This is a genomic window from Bacteroidota bacterium (assembly GCA_030706745.1).
Taxonomy (GTDB): domain Bacteria; phylum Bacteroidota; class Ignavibacteria; order Palsa-1295; family Palsa-1295; genus PALSA-1295.
The window spans coordinates 585,829-604,821 of record JAUZNX010000001.1 but is presented as its reverse complement, the minus strand read 5'-3'; the positions used below and the strand labels follow the sequence as shown (position 1 = coordinate 604,821).

General features: G+C 55.3%; 16 protein-coding genes and 1 pseudogene. 10 read left to right on the top strand and 7 right to left on the bottom strand.

What is annotated here, in order from left to right; genetic code table 11:
- Nucleotides 1-327: 327 nt before the first annotated feature.
- The 4 genes and pseudogenes from Q8902_02660 to Q8902_02645 form a co-directional block, all read right to left on the bottom strand.
- Nucleotides 328-2,652: a DEAD/DEAH box helicase family protein gene (locus tag Q8902_02660; GenBank protein MDP4198454.1), complete on the bottom strand. Its 2,325-nt coding sequence runs from the start codon at nucleotides 2,650-2,652 to the stop codon at nucleotides 328-330.
- 238 nt (nucleotides 2,653-2,890) lie between these two features.
- Nucleotides 2,891-4,030, bottom strand: a complete 1,140-nt coding sequence (locus Q8902_02655; GenBank protein MDP4198453.1) for a restriction endonuclease subunit S — start codon at nucleotides 4,028-4,030, stop codon at nucleotides 2,891-2,893.
- A gap of 257 nt (nucleotides 4,031-4,287) precedes the next feature.
- Nucleotides 4,288-4,827: pseudogene (locus tag Q8902_02650) on the bottom strand (four helix bundle suffix domain-containing protein).
- A gap of 96 nt (nucleotides 4,828-4,923) precedes the next feature.
- Nucleotides 4,924-6,381: a class I SAM-dependent DNA methyltransferase gene (locus Q8902_02645; protein MDP4198452.1), complete on the bottom strand. Its 1,458-nt coding sequence runs from the start codon at nucleotides 6,379-6,381 to the stop codon at nucleotides 4,924-4,926.
- Between the two features lie 76 nt (nucleotides 6,382-6,457).
- Here Q8902_02645 and Q8902_02640 point away from each other — a divergent pair, with 76 nt between their 5' ends.
- The 9 genes from Q8902_02640 to Q8902_02600 all read left to right on the top strand — a co-directional run bounded on the left by Q8902_02640 (nucleotide 6,458) and on the right by Q8902_02600 (nucleotide 14,908).
- Nucleotides 6,458-7,243, top strand: coding sequence for an ABC transporter permease (locus Q8902_02640; protein MDP4198451.1), 786 nt, complete (start codon nucleotides 6,458-6,460; stop codon nucleotides 7,241-7,243).
- Between the two features lie 9 nt (nucleotides 7,244-7,252).
- A complete protein-coding gene (locus Q8902_02635) occupies nucleotides 7,253-7,999 on the top strand; it encodes an ABC transporter ATP-binding protein (protein ID MDP4198450.1) in 747 nt (248 codons plus the stop codon).
- Nucleotides 8,000-8,566, top strand: a complete 567-nt coding sequence (locus Q8902_02630; protein ID MDP4198449.1) for a phosphatase PAP2 family protein — start codon at nucleotides 8,000-8,002, stop codon at nucleotides 8,564-8,566.
- 34 nt (nucleotides 8,567-8,600) lie between these two features.
- Nucleotides 8,601-9,458, top strand: a complete 858-nt coding sequence (thyX, locus tag Q8902_02625) for an FAD-dependent thymidylate synthase (GenBank protein ID MDP4198448.1) — start codon at nucleotides 8,601-8,603, stop codon at nucleotides 9,456-9,458.
- Between the two features lie 11 nt (nucleotides 9,459-9,469).
- Entirely contained in the window at nucleotides 9,470-10,162 is a 693-nt protein-coding gene (locus Q8902_02620; protein ID MDP4198447.1) for a glycosyltransferase family A protein, read from the top strand.
- Entirely contained in the window at nucleotides 10,159-10,881 is a 723-nt protein-coding gene (nth, locus tag Q8902_02615) for an endonuclease III (GenBank protein MDP4198446.1), read from the top strand. The genes Q8902_02620 and nth overlap by 4 nt, the downstream gene beginning before the upstream one ends.
- A 3-nt stretch (nucleotides 10,882-10,884) precedes the next feature.
- On the top strand, nucleotides 10,885-11,592 hold the full coding sequence (locus Q8902_02610; GenBank protein ID MDP4198445.1) for an HAD-IA family hydrolase: 708 nt from the start codon (nucleotides 10,885-10,887) through the stop codon (nucleotides 11,590-11,592).
- Between the two features lie 5 nt (nucleotides 11,593-11,597).
- On the top strand, nucleotides 11,598-12,035 hold the full coding sequence (locus tag Q8902_02605) for a DUF3052 domain-containing protein (protein MDP4198444.1): 438 nt from the start codon (nucleotides 11,598-11,600) through the stop codon (nucleotides 12,033-12,035).
- Nucleotides 12,036-12,193: 158 nt separating this feature from the next.
- Complete coding sequence (locus Q8902_02600) at nucleotides 12,194-14,908, top strand: ATP-binding protein (protein MDP4198443.1); 2,715 nt, start codon at nucleotides 12,194-12,196, stop codon at nucleotides 14,906-14,908.
- 58 nt (nucleotides 14,909-14,966) lie between these two features.
- On the opposite strand, the gene Q8902_02595 is transcribed toward Q8902_02600, so the two are convergent.
- Nucleotides 14,967-15,947, bottom strand: coding sequence for an NAD-dependent epimerase/dehydratase family protein (locus Q8902_02595; protein MDP4198442.1), 981 nt, complete (start codon nucleotides 15,945-15,947; stop codon nucleotides 14,967-14,969).
- Between the two features lie 60 nt (nucleotides 15,948-16,007).
- Here Q8902_02595 and Q8902_02590 point away from each other — a divergent pair, with 60 nt between their 5' ends.
- Complete coding sequence (locus tag Q8902_02590; GenBank protein MDP4198441.1) at nucleotides 16,008-16,367, top strand: hypothetical protein; 360 nt, start codon at nucleotides 16,008-16,010, stop codon at nucleotides 16,365-16,367.
- Here the strand turns inward: Q8902_02590 and argH are convergent.
- Together argH and Q8902_02580 are read right to left on the bottom strand one after the other, a co-directional pair.
- The gene (gene argH / locus Q8902_02585) at nucleotides 16,355-17,731 is read right to left on the bottom strand and encodes an argininosuccinate lyase (protein MDP4198440.1); all 1,377 of its coding nucleotides are present in this window, start codon (nucleotides 17,729-17,731) and stop codon (nucleotides 16,355-16,357) included. The two genes, Q8902_02590 and argH, sit on opposite strands and share 13 nt — an antisense overlap.
- Entirely contained in the window at nucleotides 17,731-18,993 is a 1,263-nt protein-coding gene (locus tag Q8902_02580; protein ID MDP4198439.1) for an argininosuccinate synthase, read from the bottom strand. The genes argH and Q8902_02580 overlap by 1 nt, the downstream gene beginning before the upstream one ends.

The following is an 18,993-nucleotide window of genomic DNA, read 5'->3' as shown; positions in this document are numbered from 1 at the left end:
TACATCTCCTCTATGCGATGGAAAAGCATCAACGGGCATATGACCCTAAATATCAAAAATCACAACGGAACGGAGGAACGAACTAATACGGTATCTCCGAAAACAGGTGCCCAAAGTTAAAGTAATACTTTAATTCTCTCTTTTGAGTTGTCATTTAATGAACGCCCTCTCCTTCCCAAAATTCGACTAATGTACCCCCGAGCCCGTTTCATATTTCATACTTCATATTTCATATTTTCCCCGAAAACGGGTGCCCATCACTTCACTAACAACATACAACATTCCACCCCCCTCGCGCAAGGTGCCCATCAAAGAATTCACGAAAAATTATCGAGCGGCGTACAAGGACTTCTGTAAGCCAAAGAACATCCCTCGGACCTTGTCGACGCTTCCCAGTACTTTCAGCGCATCGCTGGGGGTATGGTATTTCAGATTGAGCAGGATCGGGAGTTGCTCCTCGCCCAATTCGTCTACGCCACGTTCGAGATATTTCAGCAGTACAAACTGCAGGAAGTCCTGATGGTTTGCATCCTGCCCGGCCGTGACCCAGCCGCGCGTATGCTCGACCCGTTCGGCCCGCGTCATCCGTGGTGTTAGAAATGAGATGTAGCTCAGAACATCGAGCAGGTCACATTCTTGTGCGTCCAGCATTCGCTGTAGCGTTTCCAGTTCGTCCTTGCCATAACCTAACGCGGCGATGGATTCGAGGAAGGTCTTCCGCGTCCGAGGGTCCGACCAGATTTTGCGAAGCTCTTCCTCGTTCTTGAAGAACTGAGGCATTGCCGCAAACATCGACTCCATAAACTCTTGCACCGAAAGCGGCTTGCCATCCGCACTCCAGAACGAGGTCTGGATCATGTGCTGGATTTCGCGCTCTTTGCCATCGCGGAGTTTGATCCTCAGCTTCGTTGGGCGCTCTTGGGGCTCATCGGTCCTATCGGTCTGATCCGACTGATCGGTCTGATCTGTCCGATCCGACCGATTTTCTCCCACGGCAGTCTCGTCTACAGGATCGCCATCCCACTCCGGATCGGCAAAGTGCTTGTATGCATCCACGAAGTCGTAGATGGTGAAGTATTCCTTGCCTTCGAAAAGCCGCGTGCCGCGACCGATGATCTGCTTGAACTCGATCATCTGCTTGATCGGACGCAGCAGCACGATGTTGCGGATATTCCGCGCATCCACACCGGTCGATAGCTTTTGCGAAGTCGTGAGCACCGTGGGGATTGTCTTCTCATTGTCCTGGAAGGCACGCAAATATTGCTCGCCGCGTGCCGCATCATTCGCCGTTACTCGGACGCAGTATTCAGGGTCAGGATTCTTCTTCATCTGATTGATGAGGTCGCGTAAGGCAAGCGCATGGTCCTGTGTGGCGCCAAAGACTATGGTCTTCTCGCTCTGGTCCATCTCATTCATCAAAATGCGAACGCGGTTACGCTCGCGCTCTTCGATTTCGATGATCCGGTTGAAATCCGACTCCTCATAAATCCGGCCTTCCTCGACTTCACCCTCGATCACCGTGTCGTCAGACGTATAAACGTAGTCATCCAGCGTCGTGGATATCCGTTTGACTTTGAACGGCGTGAGGAAGCCATCGTTGATGCCTTCCTTTAGCGAATAGACATAGACCGGGTCGCCGAAATATTTGTAGGTATCGACATTGTCCTTGCGCTTCGGCGTGGCCGTAAGACCAAGCTGCACGGCAGGCGAGAAATATTCGAGGATGGCCCGCCAGGTGCTTTCGTCGTTCGCGCCGCCACGATGGCACTCATCAATGATGATGAGATCGAAAAAGTCCGCCGGGTAGTCGCCGAAGTATGGAGTGTTCTCCGGCCCGCTCAGGAAGGTCTGAAAGATCGTAAAGAAGACGGCACCGCTTTTGGGGACCTCTCCTTTCTTCCTGATTTCTGCCGGTTCGATACGCCTCAATGCGTCATCGCCATACTCCATCGAAAACACATTGAAATCCCGTTTGGCTTGATCTGCAAGGATATTCCGGTCGGCGAGGAATAAGATCCTCGGGCTTCTTGCGGCATCACGGCGCAGATTCCACTTTGAGCGGAAGAGCTTCCACGCGATTTGGAAAGCAATGAAGGTCTTCCCGGTGCCAGTTGCGAGCGTCAGCAGGATGCGATTCTTCTCTTCCGAAATCGCGTCCAATACTCGATTGGTAGCAAGCTCTTGATAGTACCGTGGCGTTTTTGTACCACCGACCGTCTCAAACGGAATCTTGCTAAATCGTTCTTTCCAATCATTCCAATCGGCAAAGGTCCGGCCCCACAGTTCTTCCGGAGTCGGGAAGCGCAGGACCGTGCCCTCCTTGCCTGTCTTCATCGCGATCTCGTAGATCTCGCGACCGTTCGTCGAATAGGTGTGGCCGATCTGGAGCTTCTTCGCGTAGGACTTCGCCTGCGTTACGCCTTCGGTAGGTTTGAAGCTTTCGGCTTTCGCTTCGATGAGACCAATATTTTGATTCTTGAAGACGAGAACGTAGTCGGCCTTCTCCGGTTTGGCGCGTGGACTGCCGGGCTGAATGCGGCCATCCGTAAAATAGTACTCACGCCGAATGCGTGAACCCTCGACAACACCCCATCCCGCCGCGTGCAGCAGCGGATCGATCAGTTCAGCGCGGGTTTCCGATTCGTTACGCATTAGTCGATTGCATTAGTGCCGAAGGCACGGAGTACTCGCAGCCCAGGGTAGAGTCCGCGCCAGCGGACGGAACCCTGGGTCTTCGTCGCGTTTGAATTCAATAGCCCTGAAAGGGCGATGTTTGCGCGATCGAACATTCGTACAACGCCCTTTCAGGGCTTCAAATTCTTTTTGGTGCTACGAACCCAGGGTTCCACTTCGTTTCACCCTGGGCTGCGGGTACTCCGCCGCTCCGCGGCTACAACTCCCCACGAAACGCGCTGCGCAACACCGATTTCTTCAACTCCTCCAGCGCCAACAGCTTCGACTTGTAGAGCGATTCTAACTGCTTCGTCTCCGAGGAGAGGGCGTCGAGCTGCTGAACGACTCTCTTTTGTTCGCTTACGGGTACTTTGGGAACAAGGAGATTTCGCAAGACCTTCAGTGAAACGGTCTTCTGCGCAGTACCCGTTGCTCCTTCATCGGCTTGCTTGCGCAGCTGGGGCGCAAGAATCAGATAGTACAGCCACTTTGAACTAACACTCGACTTCGGTCTAATCAGCCCAATATGTCGTTGGAAGCAGAATTCCATTTCGGTATCGACAATTACGGGAATGCCATAAGATCCGGTTACTGTGTAGAGAACATCACCGAACTTCGGACGTCGGTTATCCTTTAAGTTCTCGTAATACTTTCGCGCAACCTTGAAGGTGTTACCGAAGTCAATTATTCTAGACTCTTTGTTAATATCTGAAATAGTAATGAAGGGAATCCCAGTGGGTGCCTTCGGCGGCGGAAGGTGATCACCGTCTGTGATGTCTGTTGCCAAATCCGAGAGGCTTACTAGCTCAGCAATCATCCAAGCTCGAGCAAACACCCGTTGCAAATACGACTCAAACACCTCCCTCGCGTTGGCCAGGTTTTTCTCGGCGTTCAGTTTTGCGGTGGCCGCGCGCGCGAAGACCTCATCGAGAATGCCGACGATGCGCCGCTGCTCGGGGAGGGATTCGGGGAAAGAGATTTCAAGTGGACTTAAATTAGTCCGCGTGATCTGCGGCTGTGCAGAACCAGTAATTGCTTGCGACAGATCAATCGGACCTCGTAGGAGATACTCTAAGAATCGAAGATCTAAGTTGCCATTGCGCGGGCGAACAACCATTGCATTGCCTGTTATCCAGGAGCGTGGCAAGGAGACATTAATGCTTCCGCATGTGGCACCCCTGCAAGTTACCAAGAGTTGCGGTTCTTCGTGGTTGAAAGCATGGTATTTCCCGATGATACCATTTGCGCCGAAGACCGGGAATTTCCCATCAGCCGTCATCTCCTTCGCCGAAATTGTCTTCGGCTGGTAAATCTCGCACACCTCCCCGAGTGTCTTGGTCTGCCAGTTCGCTTTCATGGGCGGTGGTGGTTTTGGGGCTGTGGGCGGCCATGCGCGCCAGCGGGGCGCGGCTGAGCGCCGCGGGCCGGGTTGCCGGGAGCGGCGGGGTTGCGGGAATCGGTCGGATCGGTCTTATCGGACGGATTGGCCGGGTCGGTCGAGCGAGGCTGGTCGGTCGCGCGATGCTGATCGGTCTGATCAGACCGATTTGACCGATTGGTCTGCTTCGGCGGCTCTGCCTTTTTCGGCTGAGGCGGTGGCTCATACCCGTGCGTCTTCCGGTAGTCGGTTCGTGCTTTGGTCATCCGCTCGCGGATGCCACCATGGTGGACGAAGTCTCGCTCGAGCTGGCGGATCAACTGGTCCAGCAAAAAGTTAGCCTGATGGATCAAGCAAATCGCCACATTCGCAACCACATCGGCCGAGCGCGTTTCCCAGATCGCCCGATAGGTCTGATCGGCCCGATCCGACCGATAAATATCACGCGCAGCAGTGGCCTCCACGGAATCCCTCTTCCACTGCGGCAGATCGCGCACGCGCAGGTAATCCTCGTAGTCGAGCAGCAGTTCTTCTAAGCTCGCACGCGCGACGTTCATCAGCTTGACCTCTGTCTCCTTGGACGTGCCCGAAGCGCGGCTCCCTTCGGCGATATTTTGTTTGCCGCTACGGGCAGCTTGGACCATCTGGTCGATCGTTCGGTCGCCCTTGCGGAGGAAGCGTTGGCAGAAGTGGAACGTCATGTCGAATGCTGCCTCGGAGGCCTGGTAGGCACGCAGCTTGCGGTAGTCTCCGTGGGGGGTGATGAACTCTGGCATGGTGTGCGTTAGCGGATGCTGGGGCTCGGGGGAATCGGTCTGATCGGTCAGATCAGACCGATCTGTCTGATCTGACCGATTTGACCGATTCCCCGTTCAAGCGGATAACAGTTTGCTAATCTTTTCCATTGCCTCCGCACTCTCTCGGTCGAGCGAGCGCATCTCCTCCAGGATTTCCTTCGCGTCACGCAGCACCGCCTCGCCGCCTTTGCTTGGGTTCTTGACGGAGAGATCGTAGGTTGTTTTGTCAACATCCTTGATATCCACCGACCACGAGTTCTCCGAAGCAGCTTTCGTCTTCTGCAACTTCACAAACTCTGCGAGGTCGCTATCGCTCAGCGGCTGCGTCTTCCCAAGATTGCGACCCGCATTGAGTTGGTAGTACCAAATCTTCTTGGTTGGCGCGCCTTTTTCGAAGAAGAGGACAACGGTCTTCACGCCCGCGCCCTGAAACGCGCCGCTCGGAAGATCGAGCACGGCGTTCAACTGGCAACTCTCAAGCAACAGCTTCCTTAGGCTCACCGATGCGTTATCGGTGTTGGACAAAAACGTGTTCTTGATCACGATGCCCGCTCGTCCGCCAGCGCGGAGAATCTTGATGAAGTGTTGTAGGAAGAGGAATGCCGTCTCGCCGGTCTTGATCGGGAAGTTCTGTTGGATCTCGCGTCCGATGCCGGCTCCGAACGGCGGATTCGCAAGCACAATGTCGTAGCGGTCCTTCTCCTGAATGTCGTTGATGTTCTCGGCGAGCGTGTTCGTATGGAGGATGTTCGGCGCTTCGATGCCATGCAGGATCATGTTCATCACGCCGATGATATACGCGAGCGACTTGATCTCCTTGCCGTAGAGCGTCTTCGTTTGCAGGGTCTTCATCTGCGCGGTCGAGAGCTTCGCACTCTCTCCGGCGAGATAGACAAACGACTCGCACAGAAATCCGGCAGAACCGCAGGCGCCATCATAAATCGTTTTGCCAAGTTCCGGTGCAACGGCTCTGACGATCGCTCGGATCAACGGACGCGGCGTATAGTACTCGCCGCCGTTCCTTCCGGCATTTCCCATTTTCGCGATCTTCGATTCGTAGAGATGCGAGAGTTCGTGGATTTCCTCGTAGTGCCGGAAGTGCATCGTGTCCACGGTGTTCAGGATTTCCCGCAGCCGGTAACCGCTCGTCAGCTTATTCTTCAGCTCGTGGAATATCTCGCCGATCTTGTATTCAATCCGGTCCGGGCTGTCAACGCGGAATTTCCGGAGATAGGGAAAGAGCTTATCGTTGACGAAGTCTTTTAGGTCGTCGCCATCGAGCGCTTTGCTGTGGTCGAGCTTTCCGTCCTTCGCTTTTGGGCACGCCCACGCATCCCAGCGATACTTGGGGTCAAGAATGTAGCTGTACTTCTTCCCTTCAAATGCAGCGTTCTGCTTCTTGGTCTCTTCGAGATCGTCGAGATATTTCAGGAAGAGAATCCAGGATGTCTGCTCAATGTAATCGAGTTCGGTCGCGCAACCGGCATCCTGACGGAGGACATCGTCGATATTTTTGAAGGACTGTTCGAACATAGGCCCTTGGAACGGAGCGCGCCACTGCATCAATTCCCGACAACCTCTTTCGCTCGGCGTTCGTTAGTTGGGCTGCATGCGCAGCCCTTTTATCCTCCGAACCGTAGGCCGTATTGGCGGGAAGACCCGTGCTTTCGTCGCGGAGTTCGGGCAGGCCTCGAAGCTGCTCGGGGAGTCGTTCAGCTACACACGGTGGATTCCACGCGACCGGCGGCTGCTGCTCGATCAGATGGCGCACATCGGTTCGGACTCGCTGCCGCTCGTCTTCGTCATCGGATTTTTCACCGGCATGGTGAGCGCGTGGCAAGCGGCGTATCAATTCAAAGGGCTGATTCCGTACAGCTTGCTCGGCGCGGCCGTGAGCCGCGCGATCTTTATCGAGCTGGGTCCGGTGCTGACGGCGATCGTGATCGCGGGCCGCGTCGGCGCTTCCATCGCGGCGGAGCTTGGCACGATGCGGGTAACCGAGCAGATCGATGCGCTCGAAAGCCTCGCGATCAGTCCCGCGCGCTACCTGGCGCTGCCGCGCATCGTCGCGGCCATCGTCATGATGCCGCTGCTCGTTATTTTTGCGAACACGATCGCGCTCCTGGGCGCATACCTCGTCAGCAACATGTTCCTGGATATTTCATCCAAAATGTTTTTCGATTCGGTCCAGCGGTTCTTTCATCTCAAAGATATCTTTGGCGGACTCGTCAAGGCGCTGTTTTTCGGCGGCGTGACGGCGCTCATCGGTGTCCACGTGGGGATGCGAGCCTCGGGTGGCGCGGAGGGCGTCGGCAATGCGACGATCCGCGCGTTCGTGCTCTCGAGCGCGATGATCCTCGTGATGGACTACATGCTCTGGACCATTCTCTTCTAAGCACCCGGCATGATCGAAATCCGCAATCTGGTGAAATCGTTTGGCGAGCAGCCCGTGCTGCGCGGCATCGATCTTCGCATCAATGATGGCGAGACCGTGGCGATCATAGGCCAGAGCGGCTGCGGCAAGAGCGTGCTGCTCAAACACATCATCGGGCTATTGAAGCCGGATGCCGGCGATGTGTTGGTGGATGGATTGAACATGAGCACGGCCAAACCGCGCGCAGTCGAGAAGATGCGGCGACATATCGGATTCCTGTTCCAGGGTGCCGCGCTGTTCGACTCGATGAGCGTATTAGAGAATGTCACGCTTGGCCTTCGCGAGCATGGTCTGCGCGATGAAGCAGAGCTCGCGCGCATCACAAAAGAGAAGCTTGCACTCGTTGGGCTTTATGGCATCGAACATCAGATGCCATCGCATCTTTCGGGCGGTATGAAGAAGCGCGTCGCGCTCGCGCGGGCGCTCGCCACCGAGCCGAAGTACATGTTCTACGACGAGCCGACAACCGGACTCGATCCCATCACCAGCGATCAGATTGACGCATTGATCGAAGACCTGACAGCGAAGCTCAGTGTTACCAGCGTCATTGTCACGCACGATCTGTTTACGGTCGAGCGGATTGCCAAGCGTGTGATCTTTCTTCATCAGGGCCGCATTCATTTCGATGGCAAGCACTCGGAGTTGAGCGCGTCCGCGGATCCGATCGTTTCATTGTTTCTCGAGCGATACCGCGCTCCACTTGCGATCGTAAAATAAATGTACGAGATCGATCTCGCCATTCTGCATTTTTTCAATCAGTCGCTTGCCTGTTCCGCGCTGGACACGATTACGAGCGTCCTCACCAACGTGCGCTACTGGTATCCCGTCTATCTGCTCGGCGGGTTGTTCCTGATCTACCGGTACAAGTGGCACGGCGCACGAATGCTGCTCGCGGCCATCCTTCTCATTACCGTCACCGATTCCTTCGCACATCTCATCATCAAGCCGCTGGTCAATCGCCCCCGGCCCTGCGCGACCTTGCCGGATGGGTCGCACGTCGTTTCGTGGATTCGCCTTCCCGATGGCGCGCGGTGGGACGGGAGCTTCCCATCGAATCACGCACTCAACAACTTTGCGATTGCTGCATTCTTTGTCACACTTTGGCCGAAGAAACGTCGCACCTATTGGTTGTTGGGGGCCGCGCTGCTTATCAGTCTTAGCCGCATCTACGAGGGCGTACACTATCCGAGCGATGTGCTGGGTGGAACCGTGATTGGAATCGTGTTTGGGATTGGGTTCGCATCTCTCCAGCGAGTGCTCGAACGGAGTCTCCAGCAACGCTAACGATTTCAATTCGTCATGTGTTGAAAAAACCATTATGCCGCTTGACCCCAGTTTCGATTCCCAAAAGCCCGTCCTTGATCACGGATACGTCCGCCTGCTCGATATTATGGGCGATGACTCATCGCCGGACTCCGACGCACGCATTTCGACCGGTGTGGCCGCCCGAAGCGAAGACGCGCAGACGACGCTCGTCCGCTTCCTGCTCCGCCATAAGCACACGACGCCGTTCGAAGGAAGCGTGCTGAAGTTCGAGGTCCGCGCGCCGATCATGGTGATCCGTGAGTGGCACCGGCACCGGACGTTCAGCTATAACGAGGAGTCAGGACGTTACAAACAACTCGATCCGCTCTACTACACCCCCGCGCCAAATCGCGTGGCCTATCAGGCGAAGACCAACCATCAAGGCTCGGGCGAGCAGCACCCAGACGCCGAGCGGTTCATTCAGGAGTGGAACGAGGAGCAGCAGGAGTTCGAAGCGGACTACACCGAGCTAATCCAGACGCATAACGTTGCGCGCGAACTGGCACGACTGAACATGCCGCTCGCGCATTACTCCACATTTGTTGTCACCGGCAATCTGCTCAACTGGTTTCGCTTTTTGCAGCTTCGGATGGACCAGAACGCTCAGTATGAAATTCGTATGTATGCGAATGCCATTTACGAGCTGGCGAAGCAATACTTCCCTCGGTCGTTCGAAGCCTTCCGCGATTACTGGCTCGAAGCGGTCTCACTCTCAAAGCGCGAAGCAGACTTACTCAAGCAAATGCTTGGCACTGCGATTACGTCCGAGACTTTTGTGTCCGCACAGCCCACGCCCGGACCGAACTTCACCAAACGCGAATCGGAGGAGTTCCGTCAGAAGCTCGTTCGTATGGGACTGCTTGCGCAATGATGACTATTTGAATGATGAAGAATGAAGTACCAGTTGCAGTCGCGCCGTTCTATTCCGTCATTCTTCCAGCCTACAATCGCGCGCATCTAATCCGATCTGCCATAGAGAGTGTTCTTGAACAACGATTCTCCGATTGGGAGCTTCTGATTATCGACGATGGCTCGCGAGATAATACATTCAAGGTAGTCCGCGAATTGGTTTTGAAGGACTCGCGAATCCGTTACCACTTTGCAGCGAATCGTGGTCTTGCCATGGCGCGCAACCTTGGTCTGACAATGGGTCTCGGGAAATATTTCACGTTCCTCGATTCCGACGATGAATATGCGCCGGAGCATCTTGCACTTCGCGCCAAATATCTCCAAGCACATCATGAAGTAGAATTGTTGCACGGTGGCGTTGAAGTCATCGGCCCGGACACGGTCGCCGATAAGTACGACCCGTCGCGGCAAATCCCAATATCAGACTGCGTCGTGGCCGGCACATTCGTGATCCGACGCGATCTGGCGGAACGTCTGCATGGCTTCCGCGATGTTCCGTATGGCGATGATAATGACTTTTTCGAACGTGCACAAAATGTCGGTGTCGTCATTCACAAGATCGATTCGCCGACCTATCGATACAACCGTTTGGAGCCTGATTCGCTGTGTGCCATCGTGGAGCGAGAAGGCATCGAGGGTATTCGCAAATTCCGGGGGATAACATGAGCAAGCAAACACTGTCCGCCGCGCCACGTGATGGTGCGCTCGCGCCACGCAGACTTCCATCCGGTGAGTCGTTCGAGGAACGCACAACTCGCTTCCAGAAGATATTCACCCTGCTGCATAAAGCATATCCAGACGCAAGATGCGCACTGGAGTTTACAGACGCCTACGAGTTGCTTGCGGCAACGATCCTTTCGGCCCAGTGTACGGATAAGCGCGTGAACATGGTGATGCCGGAATTTCGAAAGGCATTTCCGAACGCGAAGAAACTTGCGAATGCTGAGCTTGCAGACATCGAGGACGTAATCAAGACCACCGGGTTCTTCCGGCAGAAGGCAAAATCGCTGAAGTCAATGGCGTCCGATATTGTCGAGACATTCGGCGGCAGCGTACCCGATACGATGGAGCAACTCATCACCCTCCGCGGTGTCGGTCGCAAGACGGCGAACGTTGTGCTTGGCGATGCCTTCGGCAAGGCCGAGGGCATCGCGGTCGATACGCATGTCACAAGGCTCTCGGGTCGGCTTGGCCTAACGAAGGAAACTGAGCCGGTCAAGATTGAACAAGACCTCATGAAGCTCGCGAAGCCCACGCAGTGGACGCTCACCGCTCACGTTATCATTTTGCATGGCCGCGCCATCTGCGATGCCCGCAAGCCCAAGTGCACGCAGTGCGTGGTTGCCGAGTTGTGCCCATCGGCAGGGATGAAGGGGAGTGTCTGACCAGTGCTGAAAGCCGTTCTCTTTGATCTCGACGATACGCTCTTCGATCATCGGCACAGTTCGCGCGAGGCCCTTGCTTTGTTGCAGCAGGATTTCTTTGGTGATCGGGATGAGGTGACGCTCGATGAGCTGGAGGCTGCAAATCACGCAATCCTGAACGAAGTCCATGTCGAAGTCCTCGCCGGAACCCTTGGCCCGGATGAAGCACGTGTCAAACGATTCGGGATGTTCTTTCGGCGGTTTGGCATCAAGCTTTCAACACACGATCTGCAGATTGTTGCGGCCTCCTATCGCGCGAATTATCAGTCCTCCTGGCGCGCTATGCCGGGAGCAGAGAAGCTGCTTCGGGCACTCCGGCATCGGGGTGTGAAGACTTCGATCGTCACCAATAATTTGGTCGAAGAGCAAATGTCCAAACTAGCGCGATGTGGACTCCTCGAACTTCTCGATAGCATCACGATTTCCGAAGAAGCCGGATTCTCGAAGCCCGATGCTCGCATTTTTCAGATCGCACTGGACCGACTTGGTCTGGAGGCGCAAGAAACCGTGATGATTGGCGATGCCTGGGAGAATGACATCCTTGGTGCAAGAGCGGCCGGAATTCGAAGCGTGTGGTATAATGCTTATTCCTCCGAACCGCCGGAACGGACGGTCCCCGAAATCCGAACTTTTGAGGATTCCGATGCGATACTACGACTGTTGTTTTTGTAATACTCATGCCTTCGAAGCGGAAATCCAAACGACTTAAACCGAATCCCGCCGGATATTCCAGCCGTCCGCTCAAGGATAAGCTTGGAATTAAAGAGGGCGCGGCGATCGCAATCCTCGAGGCGCCGGCGAACTACGCGTCGCTCGTCGGGATCGAGAGGTTCGATACTGAACTGGATCTCGATTCTTACGACTTTCTTCACTTTTTCACAGCAAGCGCTATCGGACTTGGACATGTCTTCCCCGTTCTCGCAAAACGCCTCAAGATGGATGGCATGCTTTGGATTTCATGGCCGAAGCTCTCTTCGAAAGTCGAGACAGACCTCAGCGAAAACGTGGTTCGTGCAATTGGTCTTGCCAATGGTCTGGTCGATGTGAAAGTTGCAGCCGTTGACGACGTCTGGAGCGGGCTGAAATTCATCTACCGCCTGTCAGATCGCGCCTGAACGCTCTATACAGTCTGGCCGAGTATTTGTTCGTAAAGAACTGGCCTGTCTCTCCATCAAAAAGAGGAAACTGAATTTAGGGTTAGGTTTGTCGTAACCGTGGATTTGAAGTGTTTCACAACATTGCCATAGTTGCCTGACTGTCAACGCCCACTCGGATGAGTCTCAATACAGCGGAGCGCGAACAACTTCCCGAATTGACTGTCCCATTTGGTGACAGGTTACCAGACTTACTCTCTAAACTCCCGGCATTTTTTTGGGAGACCGAGCTAAACGCCGACCTGAGAACCAGCCACTTTACATATCTCAGTGATAATGCCGAACGTATGCTTGGGTATCCGCGCGAGCATTTGCTGCGGCCCGAAAGCTGGCAGGAGATGGTCCATCCTGAGGATCGCGAGGTCTTCTACCAACAAACGCGAAGTCTCTATGCATCGAGTGATCGCGCAACCATTCATCATCGGATACTGACCGCCGATGGGCACGTGCTGCCAATCGAAGCTACGATCGTTGTCGTACGCGATCCCGCCGGTACGCCTGTGGCCTTACGCGGCGTGACGCTCGATATTACCGAGCGCTATAAAGGAGAGATGCGGTGGAAGCTGCTAATCGAAGCCGGCAAATTGTTTTCGGAGTCGAGCGAGTTCGAAGCGGCGCTCGATGCCGCAATTCAATTGCTGGTACCGGGCATGGCCGATCTCTGCCAGATTTTCCTGATGAGCCCCGATAAGGGCCTCGAGCTATTTTCGGTCGTCGCATCGACGCCAGAATTGGCTCAGCTCTCGAGAGAATCACAAGCACGGTTTACGCTGAGGGAAGATACTCGGCTCATGATCTTCAACGTGCTCCAGCAACGCGAGTCCGTTCTACTTCCCGAGATTACTGATGCGTTTCGAATCGAGCATAGTATATCCGATGAGCATCTGGCATTTCTGCGCCGCATGGACATCCGTTCGGGAATCATCACCCCACTCTTCGTTGGCGAAACGATGTTCGGCGTGATCTCGCTTTCGAGCAAATTCGAACAGCGCCGCTATGGCATTGAGGATAAGCTGTTCCTGGAAGAATTCGCGCGGACTGCATCGCACGCGCTGCACAAGTCTCGGTTGTCGCACGATGTCGAAAATGAACTCGCTCGCCGATCTCGATTACAGGCCCGCCTCGAGCTCATGGAGGACGTGAGCCAGCGTGTTGCCGGCTCGCTCGATCTCCAGGAATTACTGCACGAGGCGGCGGAAGCCCTTGTACCTCGATTCGCCGATTGGCTGACGATCGATCTCGTCGATAGAGTCGGAGATGTCTCACGCATTTTCGCGTTCCATGGTGACCCGAAACTGAAAGAGAAGCTCGAGGAGTATCGCGTTAAATACGGTCATGAAGCGACGCGGGGTCTGGTTGACATCATGCGGGAAGGCACGTCAGTCCTGATTGAACATTCCAGCGATACCGGCCCTCACAGCTTTGGCATTTCACCGGAACGATGGGCCGCACTCGAGGAGATCGGCGCGTCTTCGCTCATCATGGTCCCACTCCGCTCCCGCCGTCGAACGCTGGGCGTGCTCGGGCTGGACTTCGGACATTCGAAACGACACTATACACCGGATGATACCGAGCTCGCTCGAGAGATTGCTTCGCGGATCGCATCCGGAATCGATAATGCTCTGCTGTTTGCCGAGGCCCGAACTGAAATCGAACATCGCATTCAACTTCAGCAGACGCTCGAAGCGGCAAAAGAAGAAGTCGATGCCGCAAGTCGCGCCAAGGACCAATTCATGGCGGCACTCAGTCACGAATTGCGAACGCCGCTCACACCCGTGCTGGCCACGGTGGATCTGCTCGAAGGCGACCCGACCCTGCCAGCGGATTTTCAGCCGTTGATCGGGCTGATTCGGAGAAACGTCGAGATCGAGTCGCGACTCATCGATGACCTGCTCGACATGACACGGATCACCAAGGGGAAGCTCCGCATGACTGCCACGGATGTCGATCTTCACGCGCTTTTGCCAGAAGTCATCGAGATTTGCCGAACCGATATTGCGCGAGCGAATCTCCAAATCACGACCCGCTTTGCCCTCGATAACTCCTTCGTTCGCGGAGATAAGGACCGGCTGAGTCAGGTGTTTTGGAATGTCATTCACAATGCCACCAAATTCACTCCGGCGCATGGCGTGATAACCATCGAGACTCGCGCCGAGGGCGGCTCTGCCGTCATTGAATTCCGCGATAGCGGACGCGGCATTGAGCCATCCGAACTTGAACGAATTTTCGATCCGTTCGAGCAGCGTGATGTTGCCCGTGCCGGCCGTAGCGCTCAATCGGGTTTGGGACTTGGGCTCGCCATCTCCAAATCGATCATCGAAATGCATGGCGGATCGATCGAAGCGCGAAGTGATGGTCCGAATTCCGGAGCGACGTTTCTCGTTCGGCTGCAATCACTCCAGGTCAAGCAGGCGGCTTCCAGCATTCCTGCGCGACCGGTTCTCCCCGCCAATGGTGCGCGAATCCTCTTTGTGGATGATCACGCCGATACGAATGCGGCGCTTAAAGTCCTCCTTGAGCGACGCGGCTATATGGTCAGCACCGCTGTTAGTGTCAATACCGGACTCGAACTCGTGCGCAAGGAAGAATTCGATTTGCTCGTCAGTGATATCGGATTGCCCGATGGTAAAGGCACCGATCTTCTGCGTTTGATTCGCGCCGATGAAGCCGCTCATGTCTCACGGCGGCCTTTGAAGGCTATTGCTGTGAGCGGCTATGGTACGGAGGCCGATATTGCCCGCAGCCACGAAGCCGGATTCATGTTCCACCTGAAGAAGCCGATTGCATTTCCCGATCTCGAACGCGCGATTTCCGAAGCGCTCGCCAAGACGTAATGCTTCGTCAACAAGTGATGAAGAATGCGAGCTGGAGAACTACGCCACTTCGTCCTTCTTACATCCAACCTTCGCGGCGATACCACTCGACGGTATCGCGGATACCATCTTCAAGCGATACTTGCTGGCGATAGCCGAGGTCGCGACGGGCTTTTTCCGTGCTGCAGGTCCAGTGGGCCTGGACCATATCGCGCCCCTTTTCCCAATTCAGAACACTGGGCTTGCTGCGGAACATCGAGAAGAATTCGGAGAGTCCGGCAACGGTATACACAACCGCATGTGGAAGCTTCACAGTCAGACCCTTTCGGTTTACGATCTCTGCGGTCAGATCGCTGACTTCCCGCCACGTATGCTGATTTTCACCGGCGATGAAGTATGTCTCGTTTTGTGCTTCGTCGCGCTCGAGCGCCAGCCGTACACCTTCGGCGACATCTGACACATGCAGGAGATTTACGCGCTTATCCTTCATACCGATCAGTGGTTTCAAGCCTTTTCCGACGGTCTGGAAGAACGTGAGAATCGCCGTGTCTCGAGGTCCATAGGTCGCCGGGAGCCGAACGATCGTCACTGGGAAGTCCTGACGGGCGCGCTCGCATTCCTCCTCTGCCGCGCGCTTGGACTGCCCGTACGCTGTGATTGGATGCGGTGGGGTCAATTCATTCACGGGCTGACCGTCCAGTGAGGGACCCGTAGCCGTCTGGCTCGAGCACTGCACAAACCGGTGAATTTCAGGATTGTAGCGGCGGACTGCCTCGAGGATCGCCCGCGTAGCAAGTTGGTTGCCCTCGAAAAAGCCTTGTTTGTTCTTCGCCGCCGTGACTCCAGCGACATGAATGATCGCATCGACGTTCTCAACGGCGGGTTTCAGGGATTCGGCATCGAGCAGCCGTCCTTCGAGGATTTCTATAGGCTTTCCTTCGAGCCAACGGCGGCTGGAGGAGCCACGGACGAGAGCGCGCACATCATGTCCGGTTTCGATAAGCCGATCGGCGATGTGGGAGCCGACGAATCCGGAAGCACCGGTGACGAGAACTTTCATGTGCCAGCCCCAACGTGCATCGTGGGGAGTATACTCCCGATTTTACGGGTTTGGAATACTATGCTGAAACGGTTAATCCTACTCGCCTGTGCGGCGCTTTTTGCGGCCTGCAGCACCGATTCCACGCCACCCACTACGAGCAATTATTCGCTCCAACTCCAGTTCACGTCGCCGCCTTCCGTCTCCGGTACGGTCGCGAGTTTCGATCTCAAGGTGACGCGAAGCGGAGCGCCAGTGCAGGGGGCAACGCTAAAGATTACAACCTATCCCAAGGACACTGTCATCACAAGCAAGATCCTCTCCGGAGCGGACGGTGCATGGACTAACATTGGTGTCGTCATGGGAGCCTCGACGCAACAGGTCGCATTCCAGGCGTTCAAGGACACGATGACCAGCAACTTTGTCGTCTATGCGCCCTGACCGCGCCAAACTTCGATAGCTTTTCGGACCATCTTCGGATTCGAGCTGCCGGCAGATTTCTTCTCTTTGAGACTTCTGAGTGGATCGAGAAATTCAAACAAATCCTGATCGATCAGCGGCGAAAACGACTTAAGAGTTGAAAGTGGAATAGCTGGAAGACTAAGCTTGTGATCCGTCGCATAGGCCACGATCGTTCCGGTAACGTGATGGGCTTCACGGAATGGTAAACCCTTTCGCGCCAGGTAGTCGGCAATTTCCGTCGCCATCAATTCTCCTGTCATGACGGCCTCCCGCATCGTGCGAGTATTGAAAGTCGTTTCGCTCAACAAATACGCCATCATCTCCAGCGAATCGCGCGTCGTCTCGATGGCATCGAACATCGGCTGCTTATCCTCCTGCATGTCGCGATTGTAGGCCAGCGGCAACGCCTTCATCGTGGTCAACAGATTGATCAATGCGCCGTAAACTCGTCCCACTTTCCCACGGATCAGCTCTGCCATGTCAGGGTTCTTTTTTTGTGGCATGATGCTTGAGCCGGTGGTCACCCGGTCAGACATCGTGACAAATCCGAACTCCGTCGTGGACCAGATCACGAGTTCCTCGGCAATGCGGCTCAAGTGCATCATAATGATAGAGCAAACACTCGCGAGCTCAATGAGAAACGCACGATCGCTGACTGCATCGATACTATTATTCACCAGTCCTTCGAACCCCAGTTCACTCGCCACGAAATGGCGGTCGATCGGATGCGAGGTTCCGGCAAATGCCGCAGCTCCAAGCGGGGACTGGTCGACGCGGCCTAAGCAATCATCCAGCCGCTCGCGATCTCTCGCAAGCATTTCCAGATGCGCCATCAAGTGATGACTCAGCAGCACGGGCTGCGCCTGCTGTAAGTGCGTGTAGCCCGGCATGATCGCGTCCAAATGCTGCTCTGCTAAATCGAGCAGAACCTCGATGACGGCGGTGATCCGCGTGATCAGTTCGGGGATGGCTGCCTTGAGATAGAGTCGCTCATCGAGCACAACCTGATCGTTGCGGCTGCGACCAGTATGCAATTTGCCGCCGACCGCTCCAACCCGCTCCGTCAGCCAGGTCTCGATCGCAAGGTGCACGTCCTCCATGGAGGGATCGAACTGGAGCGCACCGCTTTCAATCTCATGACTGATCGCCTCCAGCCCGCTGACAATTGTGGCGGACTCCTCCTGACAGATGATCCCGGTTGCACCGAGCATCTTCGCATGCGCAATCGAACCGCGAATGTCTTCGCGCCACAGTTTGGAATCGAGCGCGATCGAACTTGAAAAGCGATGCGCGACATCCGCAATCGCTTCTCGGAATCTTCCGCCCCACAACGCAATCGCCATTAGCTGGTCACCTCAATAGTGGATCGTGATGTTTCGTGTTTCGAGACTCGGGCAATCGTACGAAGCGGTAGCGAATAGATTTTTGAGAAGCCCTCGCCGGCCGAGTGATCGAACGTATCCTCGGAGGTATACGACGCGAGCGCCTTGTCATAAAGCGAATTCGGCGACCAGCGCGATTGCACCGTGAGTCCGCCTTTATAGAGCTTCACGGTGACCGTCCCGCTCACGGCTTGCTGCGTCTCATCGACAAAGGCATCGAGTGCGACGCGGAGCGGCGAGAACCACAGGCCGTTGTAAATCAAATCGGCATAGTCCTGCGAGACTTTGGCTTTAAAATGCGCGGTCCAGCGATCGAGCGTAATCCGTTCGAGCTCGCTGTGTGCAAAATGGAGCAACATAGCTCCGGGTGCTTCATAAATTTCTCGTGACTTAATGCCAACGAGTCGATTCTCGATCATATCAATCCGTCCAACTCCATGCGATCCTGCGAGACGATTCAGGATTCGAATAAGAGCAACCCCGTTCATCTGCTTTCCATTCACAGCAACCGGAATTCCTTTTTCAAAATCGATTGTGACCTGCTCGGCCTGGTCCGGCGCGGATTCCGGTGCAACCGTTCGCTGGTATGCGTCCAATGGTGGCGCAACCGTCGGATCTTCGAGCACACCACACTCGATGGACGTACCCCATAAATTCTCATCGATTGAGTAGGGACTCTCTTTCGTTGCCTGAACGGGAATGCCGTGTTCCTGGCAGTATAAAATCTCTTCCTCACGCGAGCCGAACGGCCAATGCCGCACCGGAGCGATCACGCGAAGGTCTGGCGCAAGTGCCCAGACCGATGCATCGAATCGAATTTGATCGTTGCCTTTGCCGGTACAGCCGTGAGCAACCACGGTGCATTCTTCCTTGCGGGCAATCTCGACGAGAGATTTTGCAAGCAGAGGACGACCCAGCGCGGTCGCGAGTGGATAAGCACCCTCATAAAGCGCACTGGCCTTCAGCGCATGCCAGAGATAATCCTTCACAAACGACTCCGTCAAATCGACATGATACGCCGCACGAGCGCCCAGCGCCAGAGCACGCTCCCGAATGCCAACGAGTTCTTTCTCCTGCCCGAGATCGCCCGAGACGGTTACGATCTCCGCGCCAAATTCGGTTTGCAGCCAGTGCGCGATCACCGAGGTATCGAGCCCACCGGAATATGCCAGCGCAATCCGCGCACCTTCGAGGCCACTCAGTCCGTTTATGTTCTTGTCCAT

What these genes read in the sequence shown, in the direction of transcription:
- Q8902_02660 (MDP4198454.1), bottom strand. Translation starts at nt 2,652, where the DNA reads ATGCGTAACGAATCGGAAACCCGCGCTGAACTGATCGATCCGCTGCTG.
- Q8902_02655 (MDP4198453.1), bottom strand. Translation starts at nt 4,030, where the DNA reads ATGAAAGCGAACTGGCAGACCAAGACACTCGGGGAGGTGTGCGAGATT.
- Q8902_02645 (MDP4198452.1), bottom strand. Translation starts at nt 6,381, where the DNA reads ATGTTCGAACAGTCCTTCAAAAATATCGACGATGTCCTCCGTCAGGAT.
- Q8902_02640 (MDP4198451.1), top strand. Translation starts at nt 6,458, where the DNA reads ATGCGCAGCCCTTTTATCCTCCGAACCGTAGGCCGTATTGGCGGGAAG.
- Q8902_02635 (MDP4198450.1), top strand. Translation starts at nt 7,253, where the DNA reads ATGATCGAAATCCGCAATCTGGTGAAATCGTTTGGCGAGCAGCCCGTG.
- Q8902_02630 (MDP4198449.1), top strand. Translation starts at nt 8,000, where the DNA reads ATGTACGAGATCGATCTCGCCATTCTGCATTTTTTCAATCAGTCGCTT.
- thyX (MDP4198448.1), top strand. Translation starts at nt 8,601, where the DNA reads ATGCCGCTTGACCCCAGTTTCGATTCCCAAAAGCCCGTCCTTGATCAC.
- Q8902_02620 (MDP4198447.1), top strand. Translation starts at nt 9,470, where the DNA reads ATGATGAAGAATGAAGTACCAGTTGCAGTCGCGCCGTTCTATTCCGTC.
- nth (MDP4198446.1), top strand. Translation starts at nt 10,159, where the DNA reads ATGAGCAAGCAAACACTGTCCGCCGCGCCACGTGATGGTGCGCTCGCG.
- Q8902_02605 (MDP4198444.1), top strand. Translation starts at nt 11,598, where the DNA reads ATGCCTTCGAAGCGGAAATCCAAACGACTTAAACCGAATCCCGCCGGA.
- Q8902_02600 (MDP4198443.1), top strand. Translation starts at nt 12,194, where the DNA reads ATGAGTCTCAATACAGCGGAGCGCGAACAACTTCCCGAATTGACTGTC.
- Q8902_02595 (MDP4198442.1), bottom strand. Translation starts at nt 15,947, where the DNA reads ATGAAAGTTCTCGTCACCGGTGCTTCCGGATTCGTCGGCTCCCACATC.
- Q8902_02590 (MDP4198441.1), top strand. Translation starts at nt 16,008, where the DNA reads ATGCTGAAACGGTTAATCCTACTCGCCTGTGCGGCGCTTTTTGCGGCC.
- argH (MDP4198440.1), bottom strand. Translation starts at nt 17,731, where the DNA reads ATGGCGATTGCGTTGTGGGGCGGAAGATTCCGAGAAGCGATTGCGGAT.
- Q8902_02580 (MDP4198439.1), bottom strand. Translation starts at nt 18,993, where the DNA reads ATGGACAAGAACATAAACGGACTGAGTGGCCTCGAAGGTGCGCGGATT.